This window comes from Streptomyces sp. NRRL S-37 (assembly GCF_000721605.1).
In the GTDB taxonomy this organism is placed as follows: domain Bacteria; phylum Actinomycetota; class Actinomycetes; order Streptomycetales; family Streptomycetaceae; genus Streptomyces.
Map to the genome: position 1 here is coordinate 271,078 of NZ_JOIZ01000016.1, position 25,086 is coordinate 296,163.

The window sequence follows — 25,086 nt, forward strand, 5'->3', positions numbered from 1 at the left end:
ACGCGGTGGCGGAAGGAGCAAGCAGATGGACAGTGGTCGGGGCGGCCGCCCCGCGCCCGCGACAGCCGACACGATCGACGTGCTCGTGGTCGACGACGACTTCCGGGTGGCCCGGGTGCACCGGGCCTACGTCGACCGCCTCGACGTGTTCCGGGTCGTCGGTGTCGCGGGGACGGGGGAGCAGGCCATCGCCGCCGTGGACGAACTCCGTCCCGATCTGGTGCTGCTGGACCTGTATCTGCCGGACCTCTTCGGTCTCGACGTCATCCCCCGGCTGCGGACCGCCGGGCACGACTGCGACGTGATGGTCATCAGCGCCGCCCGGGAGGCGGACGCGGTGCGCGGCGCGGTGCGGCACGGGGTCGTCGACTATCTGCTCAAGCCGTTCGACTTCGAGGACCTGCGGGGACGTCTGGAGCGTTACGCCGTGCAGCGCGGGCGGCTGCTCGGTACGGTGGTGCGCGGTCAGGCGGACGTCGACCGGGTGCTGGCGGGTGGTGCGGCGGGGCCGGTGTCACCGGTGCTGCCCAAGGGCATGAGCGCGGAGACCGCGGGGCTGGTCGAGCGCACCCTGCGCGAGACCGACGGCACCCTGTCGGCCACCGAGTGCGCCGCTCTGACCGGGGTCTCGCGGGTCAGCGCCCGGCGGTACCTGGAGTACTTCCACACCATGGGCGCCGTGGAGGTGTCGCTGCGGTACGGGTCCACGGGGCGGCCCGAGCGGCGGTACCGGTTCCTGGGGCGGGACGGGGGACTGCGGCCGGGGGGTGAGGCGCGGGCGTAAGGGGTGCGGATCCGGTTTCGGCTTCGGTTCCGACCGGTCCCGGATACGGGGCACGGGGTTGTCCCCGGCTGCGGGCGGGCCTAGGGTCGACCGTCGGGGTAAGCGCTTTCTGAAACGCTTTCCGGTCTGCCTTCGCCGTCGTTCCGAGGAGCGCCGCATGTCCTTGTCCCCCGTCCGCCGCCGTGTCGCCGTCGTCGGCACCGGCGCCATCGTCAGCGGCGGCCATCTGCCCGCGCTGCGCACCCACGCCGACCGCACCGAACTGGTCGCCGCCGTCGACGTGGACCAGGGCCGGCTCGACGCCTTCCGCGCGACCGCCGGGGAGCAGGTCGCCGGGTTCACCTCGATGAGCGCGATGCTGGACGCCGTACGGCCGGACCTGGTGCTGATCGGGACCCCGCCCTCGCTCCACCGGGAGCAGACGGTGGCCGCGCTCAAGGCCGGCGCCTGGGTCCTGTGCGAGAAGCCGCTGTGCCTGTCGCTCGCCGAGTACGACGACATCGCGGCCGCCGAGGAGACGTCGGGGGCGTACGCGTCCGTGGTCTTCCAACACCGCTACGGCTCCGGCGCCGCCCACGCCCGTGAACTGATCCGCGGCGGTGAACTGGGCGCCCCGCTGGTCGCGCACTGCCAGACCACCTGGCACCGGGACGCCGCGTACTACTCCGTGCCCTGGCGCGGACGCTGGGCCACCGAGGGCGGCGGGCCCACCATGGGGCACGGCATCCACCAGTACGACCTGCTGCTGCACCTGCTCGGCGAGTGGGAGGAGATACGGGCCATGGCGGCGCGCCTCGTCCACGACACCGAGAGCGAGGACGTCTCCACCGCCCTGGTCCGCTTCCGGGGTGGCGCGCTCGCGACCGTCGTCAACAGCGTGCTCTCCCCGGACGAGGTGAGCCGGATCCGTGTCGACTGCGCCGACGCGACGGTCGAACTCACCCACCTGTACGGGCACGGCAACGACGACTGGTCCTACACCCCGGCCCGGCACGTCCCCGCCGAGCGTGCCGCGGCGTGGCGCACGCCCCCGCGGGACGTGCCCAGTTCGCACACGGCGCAGCTGGGCACCCTCCTCGACGCCTGTGACGCCGGGACGCGACCGCCGGGGAGCGGCGCGGAGGCGCGGAGCACCCTCGAGTTCGCCGCCGCGCTGTACAAGGCCGCGTTCACCGGGCGGCCGGTGCGGGCCGGGGAGATCGGCCCCGGTGACCCGTTCTACACGGCCATGCACGGTGGCCACTCCGACTGGGCACCCGAGGAGCACGCATGAGCATCCGCGTCACGCATGAGATCGGCGACGCCGTGGTGGTGACGGCCGCGGGGGGTACGGAGATCCTGCGGTACGTCTACCGGCCCGATCCCGAGGCGTTCGAGTCCCGCAAGCCGTACGCCCATCCGGTGCGGACGCTGGGCGGGCGTACGGTGACCGGGTACCGGCCGAACGACCACCGCTGGCACAAAGGGCTGCAGATGACGGCCAGCCACCTGTCCGGACAGAACTTCTGGGGCGGCAACTCGTATGTGCACGGCCGGGGTTACCTGCCCCTGCCCGAACGCGTCGGGTCGATGCGGCACGACGGGTTCTCCGGGTTCGCCGTCGGGGACGAGCGTCTCGATCTCGTCGAGGAGCTCACCTGGGTGGAGAACGGCGGGGACGAGTGGGCGCGGGAGGAGCGCGGGCTGAGCGTCCACTCGGTCGACGAGCAGGCCGGGGCGTGGGTGCTCGACTGGTCGATCCGGTTGAGCAACGCGCGGGATGTCGACCTGGTGTTCGGGTCCCCCACCACCGCGGGGCGGGAGATGGCCGGGTACACCGGGCTGCAGTGGCGGGGGGCCCGGGACTTCACCGGCGGTGCGGTGTTCGGGGCCGAGGCCGGAACCGGGACGCTCATGGGGACGCAAGGACCGTGGCTCGCCTTCACCACCGAGCACGATGACGTGGACGCCCACTCCACACTGGTCTTCGCACACGCGCCCGAAAACCTCGACGGGAGGACCGCCGTTCATCCCTCGCACTGGTTCGTGCGGTCGGAGCCCATTCCCTCGGTGGCGTTCTCCTGGGCGTTCTTCGAGGAGTTCGCGCTGCCGCCGGGGGAGTCCTTCTCGTACCGCTACCGGATCGTGGTCGCGGACGGCGCGTGGGACCGGGCGCGGGTGGCGTCGTATCTGGACGGGCTGCCCTGGTGAGCGGGGGCGGTGCGCCGCTGCCGGGGGCCGTGGGGCTGTCGCACCTGAGCGCGTACGCGTGGGAGGCCGCGGACGGGGTGTGCGGGGGGAGCCCGCATCTGCACACGGTGTGCACGGAGGCGTACGTCGTCACCGGCGGCCGGGGCGCCGTGCAGACGCTGAGTTCCGGCGGGTACCGGGACATCCCGTTGGAGGCGGGGACGCTCGCGTGGTTCACGCCGGGGACCGTGCACCGGATGGTGCAGGGCGGTGATCTGCGGGTCACGGTGCTGATGCAGAACAACGGGCTGCCGGAGGCCGGGGACGCCGTGTTCACCTTCCCGGCAAAGGTGCTGGCCGACCCCGGACGGTACGCGGACGCCGCGATGCTTCCGGCCGGTACGGGCCCGAGTGCGGAGGCGGCGGCGCGGCGGCGACGGGACCTCGCGGTCGAGGGGTACCTCGTGCTGCGGGAGGCGCTTCGCGCCGGTGACGACGGACCGTACCGGGAGTTCCTGCGGACGGCCGCGCGGCTGGTGCGGGAACGGGTGCCGGTATGGAGGGAGGTGTGGCGGGCGGGCGCACTGGCGGCCGCGGAACGCACGGGTGCGCAGCTGGACGCGCTGGAGGGCGGTGACTTCACCCATCTGGCCGGGGCGACGGCGTACGAGGCGGAGCCCAGCCGGCGCGGCGGGTACGGGATGTGCGGGCGGCGGGACGAGTACGGGCTGCCGGGGGCCACCGTGCCGTACGGGGGCGGGTGAACCCGCCGCCCGCACGGACGGCGCCGGGACCCTCCCGGTGCCGCCGGCCCGGCGGAGTCTGCTTGGATGGCGCGGGTGACGAACGACTCCCCGGATCCCCGTGCGGACGAAGCCGGTTCCGGCCGGGAAGCCGCCCTGCTGGAACGTGCCGCCGCCGACCGGGACGGCCGGGCCTGGAGCGACCTCTGGACGGAGCTGTACCACAACGGCACGATCGACGCGTCCCACCCGCTGGTGCTGCCCGCGCTGACGGCCATGGCCGAGGGGGACGACGCCCACACCGCCGCCTCGGCCCTCCACCTGGCCGGCGCGGTCCTCGTCCAGGCCGATCAGCGGCACGGGCCCCGGGACCTGCGGGACCGGTACGCACCCGAGGTCGCGCGCCTGCTGGCCGCCGCCCACCGGTGGCGCCGGACCACCAGGGACCGCGCCGAGTACTGCCACCTGCTCGAAGCGGTCCTGAACCTGGAGGGCGACATCCACTGGGGCGAGGAGCTGCTCTGGGGCGTCGTCAGCGAGGAGTACGAGCTCGAATGCCCTGAGGAGGACTGCTCCGCGGCGCTGTGGGTGGTCATCGGCGAGCGGGGCTTCTTCAGCACGTCGGAGGATTACGCCCTCTCCGACGGCGTCGACACCCTCCCTCTCCACCCGGCCGCCCCCGGTGCCCTCGACGGCCTCGGCCGCCGCCTCCACGGGCTGGCCCTGGCGGACGGCCACGAGGACGTGGCGCACGCCCTGACCCATGCCTTCGGCGAGGCGACCTGCCCGCAGTGCGAGAGGCGCTGCTCCGTAATCGGACAGGTCGTCGCCCGCTCGGGCTGAGCCCGCGGCGCGGGACCGCGGCCGGCGGACCGGGCCCCGCCACCGTCACCGGCGGCCGCGGGTCACGGCCGGCGCGGGAACCGCGTGCGGTGCGGGGCGTACGACGCCGGAAGCCGGGCCGCGCCCACGGCCAGCGCGGTGGCCGCACTGGCGATGCCCAGGATCGCCCCGGCGGCCACATCACCCGGATAGTGCACCCCCGTGTGCACCCGCGAGTACCCCACCGCGCACGCCAGCGCCCCCAACGGGACCGACGCCGCGGGCAGCACCGTGCCCACCGCCGTCGCGAACGCGACCGCCGACGCCGTGTGCCCCGAGGGGAACGACGCCGACGTCGGCATCGGCACGTGCCGGTCCACGGTCACCCGCGCCGCCTCCCGGTCCGGCCGGGCCCTGCGAACCAGCCGCTTGCCCAGCAGATTGGCCGACGCCGACGCCACGGCTATGGCGCCGACCCCGGCCAGCGCCGCCCGCCGCGGCCGCGCCCCGCCCAGCGCGAGGACCCCGGCGATGGCGAAGGAGATCTTCGAGTGGTCGGCCGTGTGGGACAGCCTGCGCAGCGCCCGGTCGAGCGTGGGCGTCGGCGTGGCGGCGACCGCCGCGTACAGGGCGCCGTCCACGGCCCTGAGGTCGCCGAGGACCGCGGCGGCGACCCTGCGCAGTCCGTCGGCGGGCGGCACCGGCCCGGTGAGCGGACGGGTGACGTCCTGGTGGTCGGTGGTGGGCGGCTCGCTCATCTGTCTCTCCCGCGATGGCATCGTGGACGAATCACCAGGTGCCCACGGTACGCATGATCCATCCGCACCAGCTCGCCCACCCCGGCCGGCCGGTCCGTGGTCACCGCGCCGGCCCCGACCGGGACCCCGCCCGCCCGCATGCCCGCGGCGCCTCAGCCCAGGGCCCGGTCCAGGTTGAACGCGGCGCTGATCAGGGCGAGGTGGGTGAACGCCTGCGGGAAGTTGCCCCGTTGCTCCCCTGTGTGGCCGATCTCCTCGGCGTACAGGCCGAGATGATTGCCGTACGTCAGCATCTTCTCGAAGGCGAGGGACGCCTCGTCGAGCCGCCCGGCGCGGGTCAGCGCCTCGACGTACCAGAACGAGCAGATGGAGAACGTGCCCTCGTCGCCGTGGAGTCCGTCGGGGCTCGCCAGCGGGTCGTAGCGGTAGACCAGCGAGTCGGACACCAGGTCCTCGGTGAGGGAGTCGAGCGTCGACAGCCACTTCGGGTCGGTCGGCGCGATGAACTTCGACAGCGGCATCATCAGCACCGCCGCGTCCAGCACCTCCCCGTCCTCGTGCTGCACGAAGGCCCGGCGCGACGCCGACCAGCCGCGGTCCATGATCCGCCGGTAGACGGCGTCCCGGCTCGCCTGCCAGCGGGGGAGATCGGCGGGCAGGCCCCGCCGGTTGGCCATCCGGACGGCGCGCTCGATCGCCACCCAGCACATCAGGCGCGAGTACAGGAAGTTCTTCCGCCCGCCGCGCGTCTCCCAGATGCCCTCGTCGGGCTGGTCCCAGTGCGCGCACACCCAGTCCACCAGCGCCGTCACATGGTCCCACTGCTCGCTGGAGACGGGCTCGGCCCACTTGTCGTAGAGGTAGATGGAGTCGATCAGCGCCCCGTAGACGTCCAGTTGGAGCTGGTCGGCCGCCGCGTTGCCGACGCGGACCGGTGCCGAGCCGCAGTGCCCCTCCAGATGGCCGAGTTCACGCTCGGGGAGGTCGGTGCGGCCGTCGATGCCGTACATGATCTGCAGCGGGCCGGAGGCCTTGCGGTCTCCCGGACTGATGTGCCGGGAGACGAACCCCATGAACGCCTCGGCCTCCTCGGTGAAGCCCAGCCGCAGCAGCGCGTACACACAGAACGCCGCGTCGCGCACCCACACGTACCGGTAGTCCCAGTTGCGTTCCCCGCCGAGCTCCTCGGGCAGGCTGGTCGTCGGCGCCGCCACGATCGCCCCGGTCGGCGCGTAGGTGAGCAGCTTCAGGGTGAGGGCGGAGCGGTGCACCATCTCCCGCCAGCGGCCCCGGTACCGCGAGGAGGACAGCCACCGCCTCCAGTACGCCACCGTCGCGCCGAACTGCCGCTCCGCCTCCCCGCACTCGCAGCGGTCCACGGTCACCTCCGGACCGGCCTGGTCCAGGGCGAACACCGCCGTCTCCCCCTCGGTCAGCTTGAACTCGGCCCGTACGTCCGGCCCGTCGGTCTCCATCGGGACGGTCGCGGTGAGCGCCAGGGACAGCTCCCCGGAGTCGAAGACCGCGATGCCGCCGGTCAGCCGCACGGTGTGCGGGCGGGAGCCGTAACCGAACCGCGGCGCCACCAGCGCCCGGAACGGCACGGAGCCGCGTACGCACAGCACCCGCCGGATCAGCCGGTGCCGGGCCTCGTCGGCCGGCGTGCCGCCGACCGGCATGAAGTCCTGCACCTCACCGACCCCGTCCTCGGTGAAGAACCGGGTGATCAGCACGTTGGTGTCAGGGAAGTAGAACTGCTTGGTGCGGGCCGGCACGGCCGCCGCCAGCTCGAAGCAGCCGCCCCGCTCGGCGTCCAGGATCGCCCCGAACACGCTCGGCGCGTCGAAGGACGGACAGCAGTACCAGTCGATGGTGCCGTCGGTCCCCACCAGCGCCACACTGCGCAGATCACCGATCAGCCCGTGGTCGGCGATCGGCACGTACCGGCGCGCCCCGGACCCGTCCTGTTCCCTGGCCATCGCGTCCATCGCAGCCTCCCTGGGCCGGCACGCCGTGCTCATCTGCCAGCTTAGGCAGCTTCGGCCGGACCGGCTCAGGCCAGCACGACCCGCAGTCCCGCCTCCTCGAAGCGGCCCACCGCCTCCGGGTCCGCGCCCGTGTCCGTGACCAGGGTGTCCACCCGCTCGGCGGTACAGATCCGGGCGAACGCCCGCCGGCCCAGTTTGCTGGAGTCGGCGGCCACGATCACCCGCTCGGCCCGCTCGCACAGCAGCCGGTTCACCGCCGCCTCCGCCTCGTCGTGGGCCGCCGCCCCGTGCACGGCGTCGAAGGCGACGACACCCAGCACCGCCACATCGAGGGTGATCTGCCCCAGCACCCCGTCCGCGAGCGGCCCGACCAGCTCGTACGACTGGGCCCGTGCCACCCCGCCGGTCAGCACGATCTTGAACTGGGGGCGCACGGCCAGCTCGTTGGCGATGTTCAGCGCGTTCGTCACCACGGTCAGCGCGGGCGAGCCCGAGGCGAGGTCCCCGCGCACGGCCAGCGCCCGCGCCACCTCCGTGGTGGTCGTACCGCCGGTCAGCCCGACCGCCTCGCCCGGTGCGACGAGATCCGCCACCGCCTTCGCGACGCGCTGCTTCTCGGAGGCGTGCCGCGCGGTCTTGTAGCGCAGCGGCAGCTCGTACGACACCCCGTGCACCACCGCGCCGCCACGGGTGCGCACCAGCATCTGCTGCTCGGCGAGCCGGTCGAAGTCGCGCCGGATCGTCGCGGCCGACACCGCCAGCTCGCCGGCCGCCTCCTCGACGTCCAGCCGGCCGCGCTCGACGAGCAGCTCCAGCAGCGCCTTCCAGCGGGCGTCCCGCGACATCCGCCCTCCCGTCGTCTCTCCCGGTCTCCCCGGATCTCCTTCGGTCCTCGGCGACCCTAACGCACCCGCCCTTCGACCTGATGCTTGATTTTGCTCGAAACCTCGCTCAATGTTGCAAGAACGAGCATCGAGCCTTCGGGGGTGCGGCATGACCCATGTCGAGGACGAACTGAACAGTCAGCCCGAGTGCTGGAGCCGCGCCGCCGCGCAGGCCCCGTCCCACGCCCCGGTGCTCCCGGCGGCGGGGGAGCGGGTCGCGGTGGTCGGCTGCGGGACCTCGTACTTCATGGCGCAGGCGGTAGCGGCCCTGCGCGAGGGCGCGGGCCAGGGCGAGACCGACGCCTTCGCCGCCTCGGAGTTCCCGTACCATCGCGCCTACGACCGTGTCGTCGCCCTCACCCGCTCCGGCACCACCACCGAGGTCCTCGGCCTGCTGGGCCGGCTGAAGGGCGGCACCCGCACCACCGCGGTCACCGCCGACCCGGCCGCCCCCGTGATGTCACTTGCCGACGAGACGGTCGTCCTCGACCACGCGGACGAACGCTCCGTCGTCCAGACCCGGTTCGCCACCACGGCCCTCACCCTGTTCCGCGCCCATCTGGGCCTGCACACCGACGCGGTCGTCGAGGACGGGCGCACGGCGCTGGCCGACCCGCTGCCCGAAGGGCTCGTGGACCGCGCCCAGTTCACCTTCCTCGGCCGCGGCTGGAGCGTCGGCCTGGCCAACGAGGCCGCACTGAAGATGCGCGAGGCGGCCCTCGCCTGGACGGAGGCCTACCCGGCGATGGAGTACCGGCACGGACCCATCAGCATCACCACCTCCACCACCGCGACCTGGATGCTCGGCGACGCCCCCGAGGGGCTGGCCCGGCAGGTGCGGGACACCGGCGGGCTGTGGATCGAGGGCACCCTCGACCCGCTCGCCGAACTCGTCCGCGTCCAGCGGCTCGCCGTCGCCGTCGCAGCGGCCCGCGGCCTGGACCCCGACCGGCCCCGCCACCTCACCCGCTCGGTCGTCCTCGCACCCTGACCCGCCGGAAAGGACGGACCGTGCCCCTCACCACCACCGGCGAGCTCGTCACCCGCGCCGCCGCCCACCGCTCGGCGGTCGCCTCGTTCAACATCATCACCCTCGAACACGTCGAGGCCGTCATCGCCGGCGCCGAGTCGGCGAACGCCCCCGTCGTCCTCCAGGTCAGCGAGAACGCCGTGAGGTTCCGCCACGGCCGGCTGCTCCCGCTCGCCCGCGCCGCCGTCGCCGCCGCCGAACACGCCGCCGTCCCCGTCGCCCTGCACCTCGACCACGTACGGAGCGACACCCTGCTGCGCCAGGCCCCGGACGCCGGATTCGGCTCCGTGATGTACGACGCGTCCCGGCTGCCCTACGCCGACAACCTCGCCGCGACCCGGGCCGCCGTCGACTGGGCCCACGGCCGAGGGCTGTGGATCGAGGCCGAGCTGGGCGAGATCGGCGGCAAGGACGGCCGGCCCGCGCCGGACGCCCACGCGCCCGGCGCCCGTACCGACCCCGACCGGGCCCGCGCCTTCGTCGCCGGCTCCGGCGTGGACGCGCTGGCCGTCGCCATCGGCACCACCCATGCCATGACCACCCGCACCGCCGCCCTCGACCACGCCCTCCTCGGACGGCTGGCCGCCACCCTGGACGTCCCCCTCGTCCTGCACGGCTCCTCCGGCCTCCCCGACGACGAACTCGCCGCGGCGGTCACGGGCGGCATCACCAAGGTCAACGTGGGAACGGCCCTGAACATCGCCATGACCGGCGCGCTCAGGGAGTTCCTCACCGACCACCCCGAGGCGGTCGACTCCCGCGGCTACCTCACGGCGGGCCGGGAGGCGATGACGCGGACGGTGACGGCGGTCATCGAGGCGCTGGGCGCGGTCCCGGCACCGTCCTGAGTCAGCGCTTCACGGCCCTCAGGACCACGAACTTCGGGTCCGACGCCACCACTTCACTGTTGCCGAACAGCCGTCGCAGCTTCACGTGGTACCCCAGGTGACGGTTGCCGACCACCCACAGTTCGCCGCCCCGGCGCAGGGTGCGCCGGGCGCCGGTGAACATGCGCCAGGCCGTGGCGTCGGTGGTCGCCTGGTGGGAGTGGAAGGGCGGGTTGTTCAGGACCAGGTCGACACTGCCGGCCGGTATGCCCGACAGGCCGTCGCCGACCCGGAACTCGGCGTGTCCGGGCACGTCGTTCTCCCGGTACGTGGCCTGCGCGGACGCCACCGCCTGGAACGACTCGTCCACGAACAGCACCTCGGCGCGCGGGTCCGCCAGCGCCATCGCCGTACCGACGACGCCGTTGCCGCAGCCCAGGTCCACCACCCGTCCGCCGTCCTTGCCGGCGGGCAGGTGCCTCAGGAAGAACTGGGTGCCGATGTCGAGACGGTCGGCGCAGAAGACGCCGGCGTGGTTGACGACCGTCGCGCCCGACACCGGGCCGATGCCGTCGGGCAGCGTGTAGCGGTACGGCCAGGGGTTCGCGGGGCGCTCCCGCGCGGGGTCGGGCGTGCAGAGGATCAGCCGGGCCTTCTTCTCGGCGAGCGAGGTCCTGGTCGGGCCGAGGATCCGCTCGAAGAGGTCCAGCGTCGAGGTGTGGATCTCCTTCACCATGCCGGTGCCGACGACGACCGTGCCCTCGTGCACCGCCGGCGCCAGCCGCAGCAACTGGTCCTCCAGCAGTGCCAGGCTCTTCGGCACGCGGACGAGCAGGACGTCGATCCGGGCCGGTGGGGGATCCTGCGTGGTGAGCAGCCGTACCGCGCCCGGCTCGACGCCGTTGCGGGCCAGGTTCGCGCGGGTCGCCTCCTGTCCGAGCCAGGAGTCGGTGATCTGCGTCGGCCGGTGCGCGGCGAGCGCCGTCACCAGCGCGCCCCAGCGGTCGCCGACGACCACGACCGCGCCGGACAGCGGGACCCGCCGGTCGGCGAGATGCCTGAGGAGGTACTCGTCGGACGCGTCCCAGGCGCGCAGCCTGTCCCTCGGGTCCTCGGGGAACCTGGCCAGCACCGGCTCGCCCCACGCGGTCGTCATACGGTCGTTCATCGTCCGACCAGGCTAGCCCAGCCGCAGCTCAGGGCGCGTCGGGCAGGATGGGAGGCATGGACGCCGAGCTGTTCCCCCGGGCACGGAGCGAGATCGCGTCCGGCGCGGTGCACGTGCCGGACTGGCTGGACGCGCGGGAGCAGCGCGAACTGCTGGAGGCGTGCCGGGAGTGGGCCCGCCCGCCCGCCGGACTGCGCACCGTCCGCACGCCCGGCGGCGGCACCATGACCGCCCGGCAGGTGTGCCTCGGATGGCACTGGTACCCGTACGGCTACGCCCGCACCGTCGTCGACGGTGACGGCGCCCCGGTCAAACCCTTCCCCGGCCGGCTCGGCGAACTGGGCCGCCGCGCGGTGACCGACGCGCTGGGCGCGGACGCCGCGCGCGGTGCCGCGTACGACATCGCGCTCGTCAACTTCTACGACGGCGACGCCCGCATGGGCATGCACCGTGACAGCGACGAGAAGGCGGACGCGCCCGTGGTGTCGCTGAGCCTCGGCGACACCTGTGTCTTCCGCTTCGGCAACACGGAGACCCGGAACCGCCCCTGGACGGACGTGGAGCTGCGCAGCGGCGACCTGTTCGTCTTCGGCGGGCCCTCCCGGCTCGCGTACCACGGCGTTCCCCGGGTGCACGAGGGCACGGCACCGCCCGAGCTGGGACTGGCCGGAAGGCTGAACATCACGCTGAGGGTCAGTGGTCTGTAGTCCGCCCCCGGTTGCGGATCATGGGAGACTCGCCCTCATGAGCGGGAAGGCGGACCCCCGGCCGGCGGGGGAAGGGACCACCTCGAGAACGCGGCTGGACCGGGGGCGCGGCGCGCTCGGACCCGCACTGGAGCTCGTGCACACCGGACGCGCGCCGACCCGCTCGGTGCTCACCGCCGAACTCGGCGTGACCCGCGCGACGGCCGGCGCGGTCGCCGCCGAACTGGAGGCGCTCGGGCTGATCCGGGTGGACGCCCGGCCCGGCGCGGCGGCCGGTTCGCAAGGGCGCCCCTCGCACCGGCTCTCGGTCGCCGAGGACGGGCCCGTGGCGCTCGCCGCGCAGGTGCACGCCGACGGTTTCCGGGCGGCCCTGGTCGGGCTGGGCGGCCGTATCGTCGCCACGGCGCCCGGCTGCGAGGTCGTCGACGCCGACCCCGCGAAGGTGCTCGGCTCCGTCGTCGCGGCCGGCGCCGGACTGCTGGAGGAGACCGGACGGCGGTGCGTGGGCGCCGGGCTCGCCGTGCCGTCGGCGGTGGCCGAACCGGAAGGGCTCGCCCTCAACCCCCTGCACCTGGCCTGGCCCGCGGGCGCCCCGGTGCGGGAGATCTTCGCCGAGCAGGTGCGCGCGGCCGGCCTGGACGGGCCCGCCTTCGCGGCCAACGACGTCAACCTCGCCGCCCTCGCCGAACACCGGCACGGCGCCGGGCGCGGCTCCCGCGACCTGCTGTGCGTGGCCACCGGCCACCGCGGAGTGGGAGGCGCGCTGGTGCTCGACGGCCGCCTGCACTCGGGCAGTTCGGGACTCGCCCTGGAGGTCGGCCACCTCGCCGTCAACCCCGAGGGCCGCCCCTGCCACTGCGGCAGCCGAGGCTGCCTCGACGTCGAGGCGGACCCGCTGGCCCTGCTCACCGCGGCGGGCCGCGCGCCGGGCCCCGAGTTCTCCCTGCTGAAGCAGGCCGAGGACCTGATCCGCGGCCAGTACGACGACCCGGACGTGCGCACCGCCACCGAGTCCCTCATCGACCGCCTCGGCCTGGGCCTGGCCGGACTGGTGAACATCCTCAACCCGGACCGGATCATCCTCGGCGGACTGCACCGCACCCTGCTGGAGGCCGACCCGGACCGGCTGCGCGCCGTCGTCGCCGACCGTAGCCTGTGGGGCCGCAGTGGCGGAGTCCCCATCCTCCCCTGCACCCTGGATCACAACAGCCTGGTCGGCGCGGCGGAACTGGCCTGGCAGCCGGTGCTGGACGATCCTCTCGGGGCACTGGTGCGATAAGGCGACCCGACAGACAGAAAGCGGAGTCATGACCGACAAGCTCACCGTCAGCGTCCTGGGGACCGGCATCATGGGCGCGGCGATGGCCCGCAGCCTCCTGCGCGCGGGGCACACCGTACGGGCCTGGAACCGCACCCGCGCCAAGGCCGAACCGCTCGCCGCCGACGGCGCGCACATCGCCGGCACCCCCGCCGAGGCGGTCGAGTCCGCCGATGTCGTACTGACCATGCTGTACGACGGCCCGGCCACCCTGGAGACGATGCGTCAGGCCGCCCCCGCCCTGCGCGGCGGGACCGTCTGGGCGCAGTCCACCACCGCGGGCGTCGAGGGCGTCGCCGAACTGGCCGGTTTCGCCCGCGAGCACGGCCTGCTCTTCTACGACGCCCCGGTCCTCGGCACCCGCCAGCCCGCCGAGGCCGGACAGCTCACCGTGCTCGCCGCCGGACCGGCCGAGGGCCGGGACAGGGTGACACCGGTGTTCGACGCGGTGGGCGCCCGTACCGTGTGGGCCGGGGAGGACGGCGCCGCGGCCGGCGCGACCCGCCTGAAACTGGTCGCCAACAGCTGGGTGCTCGCCGCGACCACCGCCGCCGGTGAGGCCCTGGCCCTGGCCAAGGCGCTCGACGTCGCACCGGACGGCTTCCTCGACCTCATCGCCGGGGGCCCGCTCGACATGGGCTACCTGCACGCCAAGGCCGGGATGATCCTCGACGGGCGGCTGTCCCCGGCCCAGTTCGCCGTGACGACCGCGGCGAAGGACGCCAGACTGATCGTGCGGGCCGGCGAACAGCACGGGGTCCGCCTGGACGTGGCCGCCGCGAGCGCCGAACGGCTCGAGCGGGCCGGCGCCCGGGGCCACGGCGACGAGGACATGGCCGCCGCCTACTACGCCAGCTTCGACGACGACCCCACCACCTGACCGGCCGAGCAGCGAACACGAAGGAGTCCGTGGTGTCCAAGCCCCCGCTTCCCCCCGAGGCGCAGGAACTGCTGCGCAAGCCCAACCCCTGCGTCATGGCCACGCTGCGCTCCGACGGCGCGCCCGTGTCCACCCCCACCTGGTACCTGTGGGAGGACGGCCGCGCGCTGGTCAACTTCGACGAGGGCCGGGTCCGTCTGAAGCACGTCCGCCGCGACCCCCGCGTCACCCTCACCGTCCTGGACGACGACTGGTACACCCACGTCACCCTGATCGGCCGGGTGACCGAGATCCACGACGACGAGGACCTGGCCGACATCGACCGCCTCTCCCGCCACTACACCGGCAAGCCGTACCCGGACCGGGAGCGGACGAGGGTCAGCGGGTGGCTCGAGGTGGACCGCTGGCACGGCTGGGGCGCGCTGAAGGACAGCGACCAGGCGGGCGGCTGACCCCCACCCGCGAAGTCCGGTTTCCCCGCGAGGGGGTGACGCACCTGCCCCGGCCCGCGCCCGACCGCTCCAGGCCCCTTCGGGCGCGTGCCCGCTCCGAGGAGCCGGGTGCTCCTCGGCAGGACGCGGCCGTCCGTGTACTCCCCGCGAGGTACGCACAGTGCCGCCGGCCGTACGACGCCCCGGCCCGCTCGCGGGGCGATGCTCGGAAGACGTCGCACAAGGAGCGACGTGACGGCGTATCCGAGGAGATGGACGATCATGCAGATCCTGGCGCACTTCGGCGACGGCGGGCCCGGCCCGTGGATCCTGCTCTTCCCCCTGATCTGGGCCCTGGTCATCGGCGGCGGCATCGCCCTGCTGCGCCGCACGGCGTGGCGCGGGCACCGTGGTACCGGCCCCGGACGGTTCACGGCGGAGGACACCTCGCCCCTCGCGGTGCTCGGCCACCGCTTCGCCTCCGGCGAGATCGACGAGGACGAGTACTGGCGCCGGTCGTCGGTCCTGGAGGAGCAGTTCGGCCGGCGTGGTGGGAGGGGCGGACGCTGACCGGCACGACCTCCGGCGCGGGACGGGGCTCGCGGGGTGCCTCCCGGGCCTGTACGGCACCGGAGGAGGCACGATCGCCCGCGGGTGCGGTGCCGGTCAGCCGGGGACGGCGGAGCGGGCGGGGGCCCGTTCGGCGTGGTGGTCCTCGGTGGTGTGTTCCACGAGGGCGATCTCCGCGAAGCGGTGGCCGGCGGGCTCGCCGGCCGTGATCCGCGGTTGCAGGTCCCCGGCGGGCGCGGCGGTCGCGGACGGTGTCGGCAGGGTGAACCACACGATCTTGCCGGACTCGCCGTCCGGCACCGCGCCCCAGCTCTCGCTCATCGCGGCGACCATCGCCAGCCCGCGCCCGCACGTGGCGAGCGGGCCCGCGTCCGCGAGGACCGGCAACCGAGGGTCGTGGTCGCGCACCGACACCTTGAGCCGGTCGAGCAGCAGCTCGATCTCGACGGTGCACGTCTTGTCGGGCCGGGCGTGCCGGTGGACGTTGGACAACAGCTCCGTCACACCGAGCGATGCCCGGTCTATCAACGGGTCCATATGCCAGTAACGCAACTGTGCAGATACGATTCTGCGGACTTGGCCGATCCGCGACGGCAGGGCTTGGAGCTCCACCGCGCAGTGCCTGCTTGGGTGAGTGATCACGGCTGCGACTCCCCGACGTGAGGTCCGGAAGAACACGGAAGACGGATCCAGCAGGGCGCCTGCGTGACACTGCCGCCTGCTGTCGTGGCCGGCGGGCTGGTTCGCAGCGTTATCGCCGGTAAACCCAGAGTGACGTGAGACCAGCGTGACGTACGAGGCGAAGTGACGCAAGTCACGGACATCTCAGGCGCCGCGCCCCGACGCCCGGCGCACGGCCTCGATGAAACGGCTGGCGGCGGGCGGGCCGGGTTCACCCGGCGCGGGGTCGTGATCGCCCAGGGTCAGCGAGTACCGGTTGCCGTTGAGGTCCGCGAGCGCCCGGTCCTCGGGCGCGAACCAGGGCCTGGACGCCCGTACCGCCTGCACCGGCGCGCTGTCGATCTCGCTGCCGTAGCTGGTGAGCAGCTCCAGCCGGCCCTCGCTGATCCGGACCTGGCCGGCCCGGGTGAGCGAACGCAGCCGCTTGCCGATCCGCACGCCCGTGGCCGTGAACTCCGGCTCCGCCATGCCACCCGCCCCCTTGTGCGCGTCGGTGTGCCGGACCGTGCTCCACGGGCCGGCTCCTGCCCAGCTCCAGTGTGCCCCCGTACGGGGCCTGCTCACGCCGGTGCAGTCTGCCCGCACCCGCCGTCGAGCACCAGTGCGCGCGTCGGCGTTCCCCGGGGCCCGGGGTGCACTCGCGCCAATGCGCCCCCCTGTCGCCACGTTGCGCGCCCCAGGGAGTCTTTGAGCGGCTCAAAGGAGTGTTTATGCAGGTGAGGGACGGTGCGGATGGTGTCTATGATCGGGGTGCCGGCCGCGCGGTACGCCGTCGGTGCTCAGCGTAAGGAGCCCCGCCGTGAGCACTCCCCGACAGACCCTGACCGGTGCCACCCTCGACGTCGACCACAGCGACGCCTCCTACCGGGCCTGGCTGAAAGAGGCCGTGCGCAGGGTGCAGGCCGACGCCAACCGCTCGGCCGACACCCATCTGCTGCGCTTTCCGCTGCCCGAGCGGTGGGGTATCGACCTCTACCTGAAGGACGAGTCGACCCACCCCACCGGCAGCCTCAAGCACCGGCTGGCCCGCTCGCTCTTCCTCTACGGGCTGTGCAACGGCTGGATCCGTCCGGGCCGCCCGGTGATCGAGGCGTCCAGCGGTTCCACGGCCGTGTCGGAGGCGTACTTCGCGAAGCTGATCGGTGTGCCCTTCATCGCCGTCATGCCGCGCACGACGAGCGCCGAGAAGTGCCGCCTGATCGAGTTCCACGGCGGTCGGTGCCACTTCGTGGACGACCCCCGCACGATGTACGAGGCGTCCGCCGCCCTCGCGGCGGAGACCGGCGGCCACTACATGGACCAGTTCACCTACGCCGAGCGGGCCACCGACTGGCGGGGCAACAACAACATCGCCGAATCGATCTTCCGTCAGCTGGAGCTGGAGCGGTTCCCGGAACCCGCATGGATCGTCGCCACGGCCGGCACCGGCGGCACCTCGGCGACCCTCGCGCGCTACGTCCACTACATGCAGTACGACACCCGCGTCTGTGTCGCCGACCCGGAGAACTCGTGTTTCTTCCAGGGCTGGACCACCGGCGATCCGGGCGTCGCCTGCGACCGAGGCTCCCGGATCGAGGGCATCGGACGGCCCCGTATGGAGCCGAGTTTCGTACCCGGCGCGATCGACCGGATGATGAAGGTGCCCGACGCGGCCAGTGTCGCCGCGGTACGGGCCCTGGAGCGGGTCATCGGCCGCAAGGCGGGCGGCTCCACCGGCACCGGGCTGTGGAGCGCGCTCAAGATCGTCGCGGAGATGGTGGCGGACGGGCGGCGGGGAAGCGTGGTGACGCTGCTGTGCGACCCGGGGGACCGGTACCTGGACAAGTACTACTCGGACGCCTGGCTGTCCGGCCAGGGCCTGGACATCGCGCCGTACACGGCGGCGATCGACTCCCTGCTGCGGACCGGGGTCTGGCCCGACTGACGGCTACCCCGCCAGGCGGCGGTCCAGCGCGGCCAGCGCGTTGCGGAAGGTCTGGCCCAGCCCCGGGCGCGCGGCCCTCAGCGCGAGCCGGAAGGCCGCCGTGCCGTCGGCCGCGAAGGTCCACCGGACCCGCGTGCCCGACCCGGCCGGGGTGAGCAGCCACTCCTCGGCCAGGGCCCGGGCGCCCGGCGTGTTCGTCACGTCGACGCGATAGGCGTACACCTCGGGCTCCCTGGCCACCAGGACCGTCTCACGGAACCGGGCGCCGCCCCGGAGCCGGATCTCACGCCCCGCCCCGTCGTCGAGGGGGCGGGCCAGCGTGACCGGCCCGAACCATTCCGTCCAGCCGCTCACGTCCCCGGCGAGAGCACGGTGGACCCGCTCCGGCGCGGCGGCGATCTCCCGCCCGAAGACCAGTCGTACGGGTGCCGTCGCCACGAACTCGTGCCCCACGGGGCGCAGACGGTGGGCCATGGACACAACCTCCTCGACATACACCGGACTTGACCGCAGGCGGGCGCACCACGGACGACGGGCCCGTCAGAGGTCCGCGGTCTTCGCGGACTCCTCCGGCTCGCCCGCCACCACCAGCCGCCGCAGATGCTCGGACACCTCCGCGCGTGCCTCCGCGGGCAGCCCGGAATCCGTCACCAGGGTGTCGACCTGCTCCAGGGACGCGAACGAACTCAGCCCCACCGTGCCCCACTTGGTGTGGTCGGCGACCACGACCACCCGCCGGGCCGACTGCACCAGACGCCGGTTGGTCTCCGCCTCCGCGAGGTTCGGCGTGGACAGCCCCGCCTCCACCGATATCCCGTGCACCCCGAGGAACAGCAGGTCGAAGTGGAGCGCCGCGATCGCCTGGTCGGCCACCGGCCCCACCAGTGAGTCGGACGGCGTGCGCACCCCGCCGGTCAGGACGACCGTGGCCGCGCCCTGCCGGGTCCCCGACGTGCGCTGCGCCGCGTGGAACACATCGGCCACCCGTACCGAGTTGGTGACCACCGTGAGGTCCGGGACGTCCACCAGCCGGTGCGCCAGCGCGAAGGTCGTCGTACCGCCCGACAGCGCGATCGCCGCGCCGGGGGAGACCAGTTCGGCCGCCGCCCGCGCGATGTCCTCCTTGGCGGTCGGCTCCAGGCCCGACTTGGCCTCGAACCCGGGCTCGTGCGTGCTCGCCTCCACCACCGGGACCGCGCCGCCGTGCACCTTCTCCAGCACGCCCTGCCGGGCCAGTGCGTCCAGGTCGCGGCGGACCGTCATGTCCGACACGCCGAGCTTGCGGGTCAGCTCGTTGACCCGGACCCCGCCCCGGCGCCGGACCTCGTCGAGGATCAGGGTGCGCCGCTGCTCCGCGAGCAGGTTCTGATTCTCGCTCACGTACGCTCCGGTCCTTTCGCCGCAAACCGTCCGACACGCCCCGCACCCTCCGCGACGAGCAGGTTTCCGACCGTCATCGGTGCGCGGACGTCCCATCCTCGCATGCCGTGCCCCGCGCGGCGCCATCGGTGACTCGTCGCGCGCATGTCATTGATGCTTCGCATGCCGCTTGCCTGTCCCACGGATCGGGGAGATTACGTGACGAGAGGTGTGAGCCGTTCCGGTACGGGAGATCCTGTGCCCGCACGGACGGAGCCGACGGGGCGTCACGGGGGAAGTGCGGATCAGTGGAGAACGCGCAGCGGAACAGACCGGCCGAGGGCACCGACGGGACCGCCCTGGAACTCCTGGTCCACGGGGTGGGCGGCACCACCCCCCAGGAGATGCTCGACGACCCGCGCACGGTGCGGATCACCGGCGACGACATCGCCGCCGTGTTCCGCCGCGCCGACGACGCCGACGCGGAGCACCGGCCCGCCGGACGGCGCGAGGGGCCCGTCCCCGAGGCCTACGTCTGGTGCAACCTCACCTCCGGGAACGGCACCCGCGCCCTGTGGCTGCTGCTGCTCCCCTTCATGGTGGTCAACCTCGCCCACTGGATGCGCCCCACCGCCCACGGCCGCCGGCGCACGGTCCGGCTGTACGGGCTGCTGGTGCGGCTGGCCGGACTCAGTCTGACGGTGCTGCTCGTCGCGGCCGTCTGCGAGGTCGCCCTCGACCTGGCCGCCTGGCAGTGCGCGGGCACCCGCGCGTGCGCCGAACGGCACTCCTGGCTCGGCTTCCTCTCGCCCGTGATGTCCGACGGCGGCTGGTGGAGCGCGCCGGGCCGCAGGCTGGCGCTCGCCGCCCTGGTGCCCGCCGCCCTCACCGGCCTGCTGTGGCTGCTGTCCCTGCGCACCTGGAGCGCGTACGAGTCCCAGCAGCCGATGACCCACGACCCCGAGCCCGAGGAGGACGGCGGGCGCACCGCGCTGGGCCGGCCCGGTTTCTGGTACGGCCGGCGCCTGGTCGCCCGGCTGCGTGCCGCGCACACCGCCGCGGGACTGCTCACCGTCGCCGCCGCGGTCGGCTCCGCCGCCGCCCGCCACGACCGCGAGCCGGGCGGCCCGGCCGTCCTGGCCGTCCTCGGTGTGCTCCTGGAGGCGGCACTGGCCGCCGGGGCGTGCGCCGTGGTGGGGGTGGTGTGCCGCCGGGGCCGCTCCGAACGCCGGCTGGACGCCGGACTCGACCGGCGCCTGGTGCGGTACCTGCCGCTCGCCGCGCTCGCCCTGCTCGCCCTCACCCTGCTCTACGCCGGGTGGGAGCGCCCCGGCTGGGAGTCGGCGGGCAGGCTGCCGGGCGACGCCACCTTCGGTGCCCTCGCCCTCGCCCAGGGCCTGCTGGTGATCGTGCTCGCCGGAGTCGCCCACAGCCTGCACCGCACCGCCCCCGACCGGCGCGCCGCCATGCGGGGCCTGGCCGGACCGGCGGTCGCCATGCTCGCCTGCGCGCTGGGCGGCGTCATGTCCGGCGGTGTCTCCCAGCGGGTCTCCGACTGGCTGGACGGCACCGGGACCTCGATCCCCGGCCCGCCCGTGCTGCTCACCTGGCAGGCGTCCGTCATCCCGCCGCTGCTCGTCCTGGTGCTGCTGCTGTGCGGCTGGCTCGCCCGGCGCGCCTGGCGGCTCGCACGCGCGGAGCGCGCCGCCGTGGAACGCGAGTACCCCGGCGAGACGGGTGACCCCGGCCGCACCCGCCGTATCGCCTCCGTGCGCGCCATGGCCGCCCTCACCGACCGCGCGCCGCGCGTCCTCGCCGTCACCTCCGCCGCGACCCTGCTGCTGGGCGCCGGCGCCCTCGTCGGCGCCCTGACCACCGACAGGACACCCGGCGAGGCCACCCGGGGCTCGCACGCCGTCGTCCACGGCGCCGCCGAGACCGCGCAGGCGCTGGGCTCCTGGCTGATCGGACTCGGCTTCGTCCTCCTCGTCGCCTCGGGCCGCCGCGCCTACAAGGACGCCTCCGCGCGGCGCACCATCGGCATCCTGTGGGACGTCGGCACCTTCTGGCCGCGCGCCGCGCACCCCTTCGCGCCGCCCTGCTACGCCGAGCGCGCGGTGCCCGACCTGACCTGGCGGATCGCCACCTGGACCCGGGCCACCGGCGGCCGGCTGGTGATCTCCGGCCACTCCCAGGGCAGCGTCCTCGCCGCCGCCACGGCCTGGCAGCTCCCGCCGTCCACCCGCAGACGCGTCGCGCTGCTGACCTACGGCTCCCCGCTGGAGCGGCTGTACGGCCGCTGGTTCCCGGCCCACTTCGGACCGGACGCGCTCGGCTCCCTGCACCGGGAGGTCGACTGCTGGCGCAACCTCCACCGGCGCACCGACCCCATCGGCGGACCGATGCGGCTGCCCGGCGACTGCGGCCCCGCCGTGGACCGCCCCGCGCTCCAGGACCCCCTCGCCTACGGCCGCACCGAGTCCCACCCCCTGCCCGCGCCGATCCTCGGCCACTCCGACTACCAGGCCGACCCGGCGTTCGCCGAGGAACGGCGCCGGCTGCTCGCCCGCCTGCGTCCCGGGGTACCGGCGCCCCGGCACACGGAGGAGCCCGACGGCGCTCAGGGCAGCGCGGGCAGGTCCTCGGCGTAGAGGAGGGTCAGGTCGTCGGTGGTCGGCTCGTCGAGCTGGGCCACCCGGCTCGCGTGCCGCTCGACCATCGCCTCGAAGGTCTGCCGCGCGGTGCGTCCGTTGCCGAACGCGGGCCCCTTGGGGATGTCGGTGAAGTACGCGAGCAGCGCCTCGTCGGCGCCCGGCGCCAGCCGGTACTCGTGCTCCTCGGCCTGCTGCCGCACGATCCGCAGCAGCTCCTCGGGGCCGTAGTCGCCGAAGGTGATCGTCCGTGAGAAACGGGACGCCACACCCGGGTTGACCGACAGGAACCGCTCCATCTCGGCCGTGTAACCGGCCACGATCACCACCACCGCGTCCCGCTGGTCCTCCATCAGCTTCACCAGCGTGTCGATGGCCTCCTTGCCGAAGTCGCGCCCGGCGTCCTCCGGGGAGAGCGCGTACGCCTCGTCGATGAACAGCACACCGCCGCGCGCCTTCTCGAACGCCTCCTGGGTGCGGATCGCCGTGGAGCCGATGTGCTCACCGACCAGGTCGACCCGGGACACCTCGACCAGATGCCCCTGCTCCAGCACCCCGAGCGAGGCGAGGATCTCGCCGTACAGACGGGCCACGGTGGTCTTGCCGGTGCCGGGGGAGCCGGTGAACACCAGATGCCGCTTGACCGACGCTGCCTTCAGGCCCGCCCGCTGCCGGCGCCGGCCCACCTCGATCATGTCGGTGAGGGCGCGCACCTCGCGCTTGACGCTCTCCAGGCCCACCAGCGCGTCGAGTTCCCCGAGCACGGCCTTGGAGGTGCGGGTCTCCGGCGCAGGGGCGGGAGCGGGGGCGGGGGGTGCCGGCTCGGCCGTGCGGGCGGCGGGAACGGAGCTCAGCAGGCCGGTGGTGTGGCTCACCGTCCGCACGGCGGCCGGCTCCGGTGCCGCCGCCGGCTTCAGGCTCCCGCTCTCGTCGCTGGTGCAGTCCTCCACGACGGGACCGCCCGAACCGGACGCCGCGTCGCCCTCGGCGAACTCGTATCCACCGCGCGCGCAGCGCTCCGTACGGCACTTCCGCAGCGTCGTACGGCTGCCGTCGATCACATGGAAGCCGTAGCCGCCGCTGCCCGTGACCCGGCAGTTCACGAAGGTTCCGCGGCCGCCGGCCGAGACGTAGACACCGGCCTCGGCGGGGGAGTCGACCGTGCAGCGTTCGACGGTCGGGTCGGCGCCCTTGGTGACGATCACGCCGGTCTGCACGCCGTCCAGGGAACAGCCGGCGAGGGTGCCGCCACTGCCGTGGTCGCGGAACCAGGCGCCCGTCGCCGCCTCCCGGATCCGGCAGTCGTCGAGCTGCGCGGTGGCGCCGTCGCTCACCGACACGGCCGTGTTGCGCACCTGCGTCAGATCGCTGTCGACGACGTCCGCGCGGGAACCGCGGTCGAGCACGAACAGGGCGTCCGGCACGTCGTGCACCCGGCAGGAGTCCAGTACGGCGGTGGCGCCGTCGCTCACCCACACCGCGGGGTAGTCACCGGTGCTGTCGAAGATCTCGCACTGGTTGGCGTCCACGCGCGTGCCCGGGTCCCACACCGACAGACCGTTGCGGCCGAACCGCCGCACGCTGGTGCGGGTCAGCGTGAGCACCGAACGGGACCGCAGGTCGACCGCGTTCTCCGGGATGTCGTGGATCCGGCAGTCGGCCAGCGTCAGCACCGCGTCCGTGTCGAGCGTGACGCCGTCCCCGGTCGTCCGGTGCACATCGCAGTCGGTGAGGTGCGCGGTGGCGCGGCCGGTGACCTGGACACCGCTGCCCCGTACCTCGTAGACCTCGCAACCCACCGCCTCCAGCGCCGAGTTCTCCCCGGTCACGGTCAGTCCCGAGCCCGAGGCGTGGTGCACCCGGCAGCGCTCGAGGCGCGGATGGGCACCGCCGCGCACCGCGACCCCCGCCTGCCCCGCGGCGACCACCTCGCACTCCTCGAACACCCCGCCCCCGCCGTCCAGTACGGCGATGCCGGCGCCCGCCGGATTGTCGACCGTGCAGCGGCGCGCCGTGGGCCGGGCGCCGCCGCGCACCTCGATGCCGGCCGCGGACCGGGTGACCACCCGTATGTCGCGCAGCTCCGGGGTGCCCCCCTCGACCAGCACGGCCGGGGCGGTGGTGTCCTGTCCCTCCACGTGCAGGTCCTGGATCACCGCCGAGGCGCGCACGGTCAGCGGAACGCCGTCCGGGGGCGCGATGCGCACCGAGCCGGGTGAACCCTCGGGGCCGCGCAGGGTCACCGCCCGCTGCACGACGAGGTTCTCCCGGTAGGTCCCGGGAGCGACGGTGAGGACGTCGCCCTCGGCCGCGGCCTCCAGGGCGGCGGCGAGCGATGCGTACTCACCCGTGCGGCGCCGCCACCTCGATGTGCCGGTGTGCGTCACCTGGACCGTGCCCTGTGCCATGGCGTAACTGTGCCCCCACCTTGTCGTACGTGGCTCGTTCGCGCGTGTGCTGCCGCCGATCGGTTCGGCCGGACCACCGTAGCGTGCGCGCGGGCACCGGGTTGACCGGAGCCGGAACGTCGTCGAGGGCCGCGTGTCCGGGCCGCGGCCCTAGCTGCCGGTCCCGGTCCTGCCCCAGTCCGGGCCCGCCTTCTCCCACGCCCGGTCCCACCGCGCGTACCGGCGGCGGACCATGCGCCGGACGGCCAGCCGTCTGAGGCCCTCGACGAGGGCCGCGGTCGCCAGGGCGGCGCCGAGGCCGGCGAGCACGGCGTGCGTCGTGGCTGTCGCGGTGTCCAGGGGACGGGCCACCGTTCTCCCGTGCCCGTCGGTCCATATCCGGAAGCGGTCGCCCGGGCGGGGGTCCCTCAGGCGGGTCGGCACCGGCCCGCTCCGCTCGGTGCCGTCCGGCGCGGTCCAGTGGGCGAGGACGCGGTGGCGCGGATCCCCGCCGGCGGAGATCTCCGGGTCGGCGGCCGACGGGGAGAGGGCGAGCTCGCGCACCACCGTGGCCGTCACCAGGTGCCGGGACTGGTGCTGTGCGCGGACGGAACGCTGCAGGGCGTCCTGGGCGGCGCCTCCGACGAGGACACCGGCCACCGGTGCGGCGACGAGGACGAGCAGCAGTGCCGTGAACGCCACCCAGGCCTCGGCCAGGTCGGTCCCGCGGCACAACGGGTTGTGCCGCCAGCGCCAGAGTCCGCTGATCGCTCGCACGGTCCGCGCCCCCTTCCCCCCGCGGGTCCTTTCACGGATCTCTCGTGAAAGGCCAACGCGCGGGCCCGGGAACCGGTTCCCGCGCCCCGCGGCGGGAACCGCGGGGGCGCGGCCCGCGCGTGGGCGCCGATGTCCGCGTTCCCGCCGCGGACAGCCGGACGCCGCCGGTCAAGGCCCGGCGGCGTTCCGTGCGAAGTACGGCGGTCGGCGCTGTCCGGGGGGGGCGCG

At 74.0% G+C, this 25,086-nt stretch carries 24 protein-coding genes; 14 read left to right on the forward strand and 10 right to left on the reverse strand.

Annotated features, from left to right (window positions below):
• Nucleotides 1–25 precede the first annotated feature (25 nt).
• The 5 genes from IH50_RS0123810 to IH50_RS0123830 all read left to right on the forward strand — a co-directional run bounded on the left by IH50_RS0123810 (nucleotide 26) and on the right by IH50_RS0123830 (nucleotide 4,539).
• A complete protein-coding gene (locus tag IH50_RS0123810; protein ID WP_037872754.1) occupies nucleotides 26–784 on the forward strand; it encodes a response regulator in 759 nt (252 codons plus the stop codon).
• 157 nt (nucleotides 785–941) lie between these two features.
• On the forward strand, nucleotides 942–2,057 hold the full coding sequence (locus tag IH50_RS0123815; protein WP_030865860.1) for a Gfo/Idh/MocA family protein: 1,116 nt from the start codon (nucleotides 942–944) through the stop codon (nucleotides 2,055–2,057).
• Nucleotides 2,054–2,974 (forward strand): PmoA family protein, encoded by a 921-nt coding sequence (locus IH50_RS0123820; RefSeq protein ID WP_030865861.1) that lies wholly within the window; start codon nucleotides 2,054–2,056, stop codon nucleotides 2,972–2,974. The genes IH50_RS0123815 and IH50_RS0123820 overlap by 4 nt, the downstream gene beginning before the upstream one ends.
• Nucleotides 2,971–3,717, forward strand: a complete 747-nt coding sequence (locus tag IH50_RS0123825; RefSeq protein WP_420709106.1) for a cupin — start codon at nucleotides 2,971–2,973, stop codon at nucleotides 3,715–3,717. The genes IH50_RS0123820 and IH50_RS0123825 overlap by 4 nt, the downstream gene beginning before the upstream one ends.
• A 66-nt stretch (nucleotides 3,718–3,783) precedes the next feature.
• Nucleotides 3,784–4,539 carry a hypothetical protein gene (locus IH50_RS0123830; RefSeq protein ID WP_051767425.1) on the forward strand — a complete coding sequence of 252 codons (756 nt, stop codon included), beginning with the start codon at nucleotides 3,784–3,786 and terminating at the stop codon, nucleotides 4,537–4,539.
• A gap of 62 nt (nucleotides 4,540–4,601) precedes the next feature.
• On the opposite strand, the gene IH50_RS0123835 is transcribed toward IH50_RS0123830, so the two are convergent.
• The 3 genes from IH50_RS0123835 to IH50_RS0123845 all read right to left on the reverse strand — a co-directional run bounded on the left by IH50_RS0123835 (nucleotide 4,602) and on the right by IH50_RS0123845 (nucleotide 8,109).
• A complete protein-coding gene (locus IH50_RS0123835) occupies nucleotides 4,602–5,276 on the reverse strand; it encodes a phosphatase PAP2 family protein (RefSeq protein ID WP_051767426.1) in 675 nt (224 codons plus the stop codon).
• A gap of 152 nt (nucleotides 5,277–5,428) precedes the next feature.
• Nucleotides 5,429–7,264 (reverse strand): glycoside hydrolase family 15 protein, encoded by a 1,836-nt coding sequence (locus IH50_RS0123840; RefSeq protein ID WP_030865871.1) that lies wholly within the window; start codon nucleotides 7,262–7,264, stop codon nucleotides 5,429–5,431.
• A 65-nt stretch (nucleotides 7,265–7,329) separates the two neighbouring features.
• Complete coding sequence (locus tag IH50_RS0123845) at nucleotides 7,330–8,109, reverse strand: DeoR/GlpR family DNA-binding transcription regulator (protein ID WP_030865879.1); 780 nt, start codon at nucleotides 8,107–8,109, stop codon at nucleotides 7,330–7,332.
• A gap of 148 nt (nucleotides 8,110–8,257) precedes the next feature.
• Here IH50_RS0123845 and IH50_RS0123850 point away from each other — a divergent pair, with 148 nt between their 5' ends.
• Both IH50_RS0123850 and IH50_RS0123855 read left to right on the forward strand, forming a co-directional pair.
• Nucleotides 8,258–9,139 carry an SIS domain-containing protein gene (locus IH50_RS0123850; protein ID WP_030865881.1) on the forward strand — a complete coding sequence of 294 codons (882 nt, stop codon included), beginning with the start codon at nucleotides 8,258–8,260 and terminating at the stop codon, nucleotides 9,137–9,139.
• Between the two features lie 20 nt (nucleotides 9,140–9,159).
• Nucleotides 9,160–10,026, forward strand: coding sequence for a class II fructose-bisphosphate aldolase (locus IH50_RS0123855; protein WP_030865883.1), 867 nt, complete (start codon nucleotides 9,160–9,162; stop codon nucleotides 10,024–10,026).
• 1 nt (nucleotide 10,027) lies between these two features.
• Here IH50_RS0123855 and IH50_RS0123860 read toward each other — a convergent pair whose 3' ends face one another.
• Entirely contained in the window at nucleotides 10,028–11,161 is a 1,134-nt protein-coding gene (locus tag IH50_RS0123860) for a methyltransferase (protein ID WP_030865885.1), read from the reverse strand.
• 68 nt (nucleotides 11,162–11,229) lie between these two features.
• Here IH50_RS0123860 and IH50_RS0123865 point away from each other — a divergent pair, with 68 nt between their 5' ends.
• The 5 genes from IH50_RS0123865 (at nucleotide 11,230) to IH50_RS0123885 (ending at nucleotide 15,079) form a co-directional block, all read left to right on the forward strand.
• Nucleotides 11,230–11,880 (forward strand): alpha-ketoglutarate-dependent dioxygenase AlkB family protein, encoded by a 651-nt coding sequence (locus IH50_RS0123865; RefSeq protein ID WP_030865893.1) that lies wholly within the window; start codon nucleotides 11,230–11,232, stop codon nucleotides 11,878–11,880.
• 37 nt (nucleotides 11,881–11,917) lie between these two features.
• On the forward strand, nucleotides 11,918–13,159 hold the full coding sequence (locus IH50_RS0123870) for an ROK family protein (RefSeq protein WP_030865905.1): 1,242 nt from the start codon (nucleotides 11,918–11,920) through the stop codon (nucleotides 13,157–13,159).
• A gap of 28 nt (nucleotides 13,160–13,187) precedes the next feature.
• Entirely contained in the window at nucleotides 13,188–14,078 is an 891-nt protein-coding gene (locus IH50_RS0123875) for an NAD(P)-dependent oxidoreductase (protein WP_030865909.1), read from the forward strand.
• 32 nt (nucleotides 14,079–14,110) lie between these two features.
• Nucleotides 14,111–14,530, forward strand: a complete 420-nt coding sequence (locus IH50_RS0123880; RefSeq protein ID WP_030865911.1) for a PPOX class F420-dependent oxidoreductase — start codon at nucleotides 14,111–14,113, stop codon at nucleotides 14,528–14,530.
• 261 nt (nucleotides 14,531–14,791) lie between these two features.
• Nucleotides 14,792–15,079 (forward strand): SHOCT domain-containing protein, encoded by a 288-nt coding sequence (locus IH50_RS0123885; protein WP_030865914.1) that lies wholly within the window; start codon nucleotides 14,792–14,794, stop codon nucleotides 15,077–15,079.
• Nucleotides 15,080–15,175: 96 nt separating this feature from the next.
• Here IH50_RS0123885 and IH50_RS0123890 read toward each other — a convergent pair whose 3' ends face one another.
• Both IH50_RS0123890 and IH50_RS0123895 read right to left on the reverse strand, forming a co-directional pair.
• Nucleotides 15,176–15,721 carry an ATP-binding protein gene (locus tag IH50_RS0123890; protein WP_030865916.1) on the reverse strand — a complete coding sequence of 182 codons (546 nt, stop codon included), beginning with the start codon at nucleotides 15,719–15,721 and terminating at the stop codon, nucleotides 15,176–15,178.
• A 183-nt stretch (nucleotides 15,722–15,904) separates the two neighbouring features.
• Nucleotides 15,905–16,228, reverse strand: a complete 324-nt coding sequence (locus IH50_RS0123895; protein WP_030865918.1) for a hypothetical protein — start codon at nucleotides 16,226–16,228, stop codon at nucleotides 15,905–15,907.
• 331 nt (nucleotides 16,229–16,559) lie between these two features.
• On the opposite strand from IH50_RS0123895, the gene IH50_RS0123900 reads away from it, so the two are divergent.
• Nucleotides 16,560–17,684: a PLP-dependent cysteine synthase family protein gene (locus IH50_RS0123900; RefSeq protein ID WP_030865920.1), complete on the forward strand. Its 1,125-nt coding sequence runs from the start codon at nucleotides 16,560–16,562 to the stop codon at nucleotides 17,682–17,684.
• Nucleotides 17,685–17,687: 3 nt separating this feature from the next.
• On the opposite strand, the gene IH50_RS0123905 is transcribed toward IH50_RS0123900, so the two are convergent.
• Nucleotides 17,688–18,158, reverse strand: coding sequence for an SRPBCC family protein (locus tag IH50_RS0123905; protein WP_030865922.1), 471 nt, complete (start codon nucleotides 18,156–18,158; stop codon nucleotides 17,688–17,690).
• Between the two features lie 66 nt (nucleotides 18,159–18,224).
• On the reverse strand, nucleotides 18,225–19,064 hold the full coding sequence (locus IH50_RS0123910) for a DeoR/GlpR family DNA-binding transcription regulator (RefSeq protein ID WP_030865924.1): 840 nt from the start codon (nucleotides 19,062–19,064) through the stop codon (nucleotides 18,225–18,227).
• A 287-nt stretch (nucleotides 19,065–19,351) separates the two neighbouring features.
• Between IH50_RS0123910 and IH50_RS0123915 the strand changes: the two genes are divergently transcribed.
• Nucleotides 19,352–21,694 (forward strand): hypothetical protein, encoded by a 2,343-nt coding sequence (locus IH50_RS0123915; protein WP_037872757.1) that lies wholly within the window; start codon nucleotides 19,352–19,354, stop codon nucleotides 21,692–21,694.
• Here the strand turns inward: IH50_RS0123915 and IH50_RS0123920 are convergent.
• Nucleotides 21,664–24,102, reverse strand: a complete 2,439-nt coding sequence (locus IH50_RS0123920) for a right-handed parallel beta-helix repeat-containing protein (protein WP_030865927.1) — start codon at nucleotides 24,100–24,102, stop codon at nucleotides 21,664–21,666. The two genes, IH50_RS0123915 and IH50_RS0123920, sit on opposite strands and share 31 nt — an antisense overlap.
• 150 nt (nucleotides 24,103–24,252) lie before the next feature.
• On the reverse strand, nucleotides 24,253–24,858 hold the full coding sequence (locus IH50_RS0123925; protein WP_030865929.1) for a hypothetical protein: 606 nt from the start codon (nucleotides 24,856–24,858) through the stop codon (nucleotides 24,253–24,255).
• Nucleotides 24,859–25,086 lie beyond the last annotated feature (228 nt).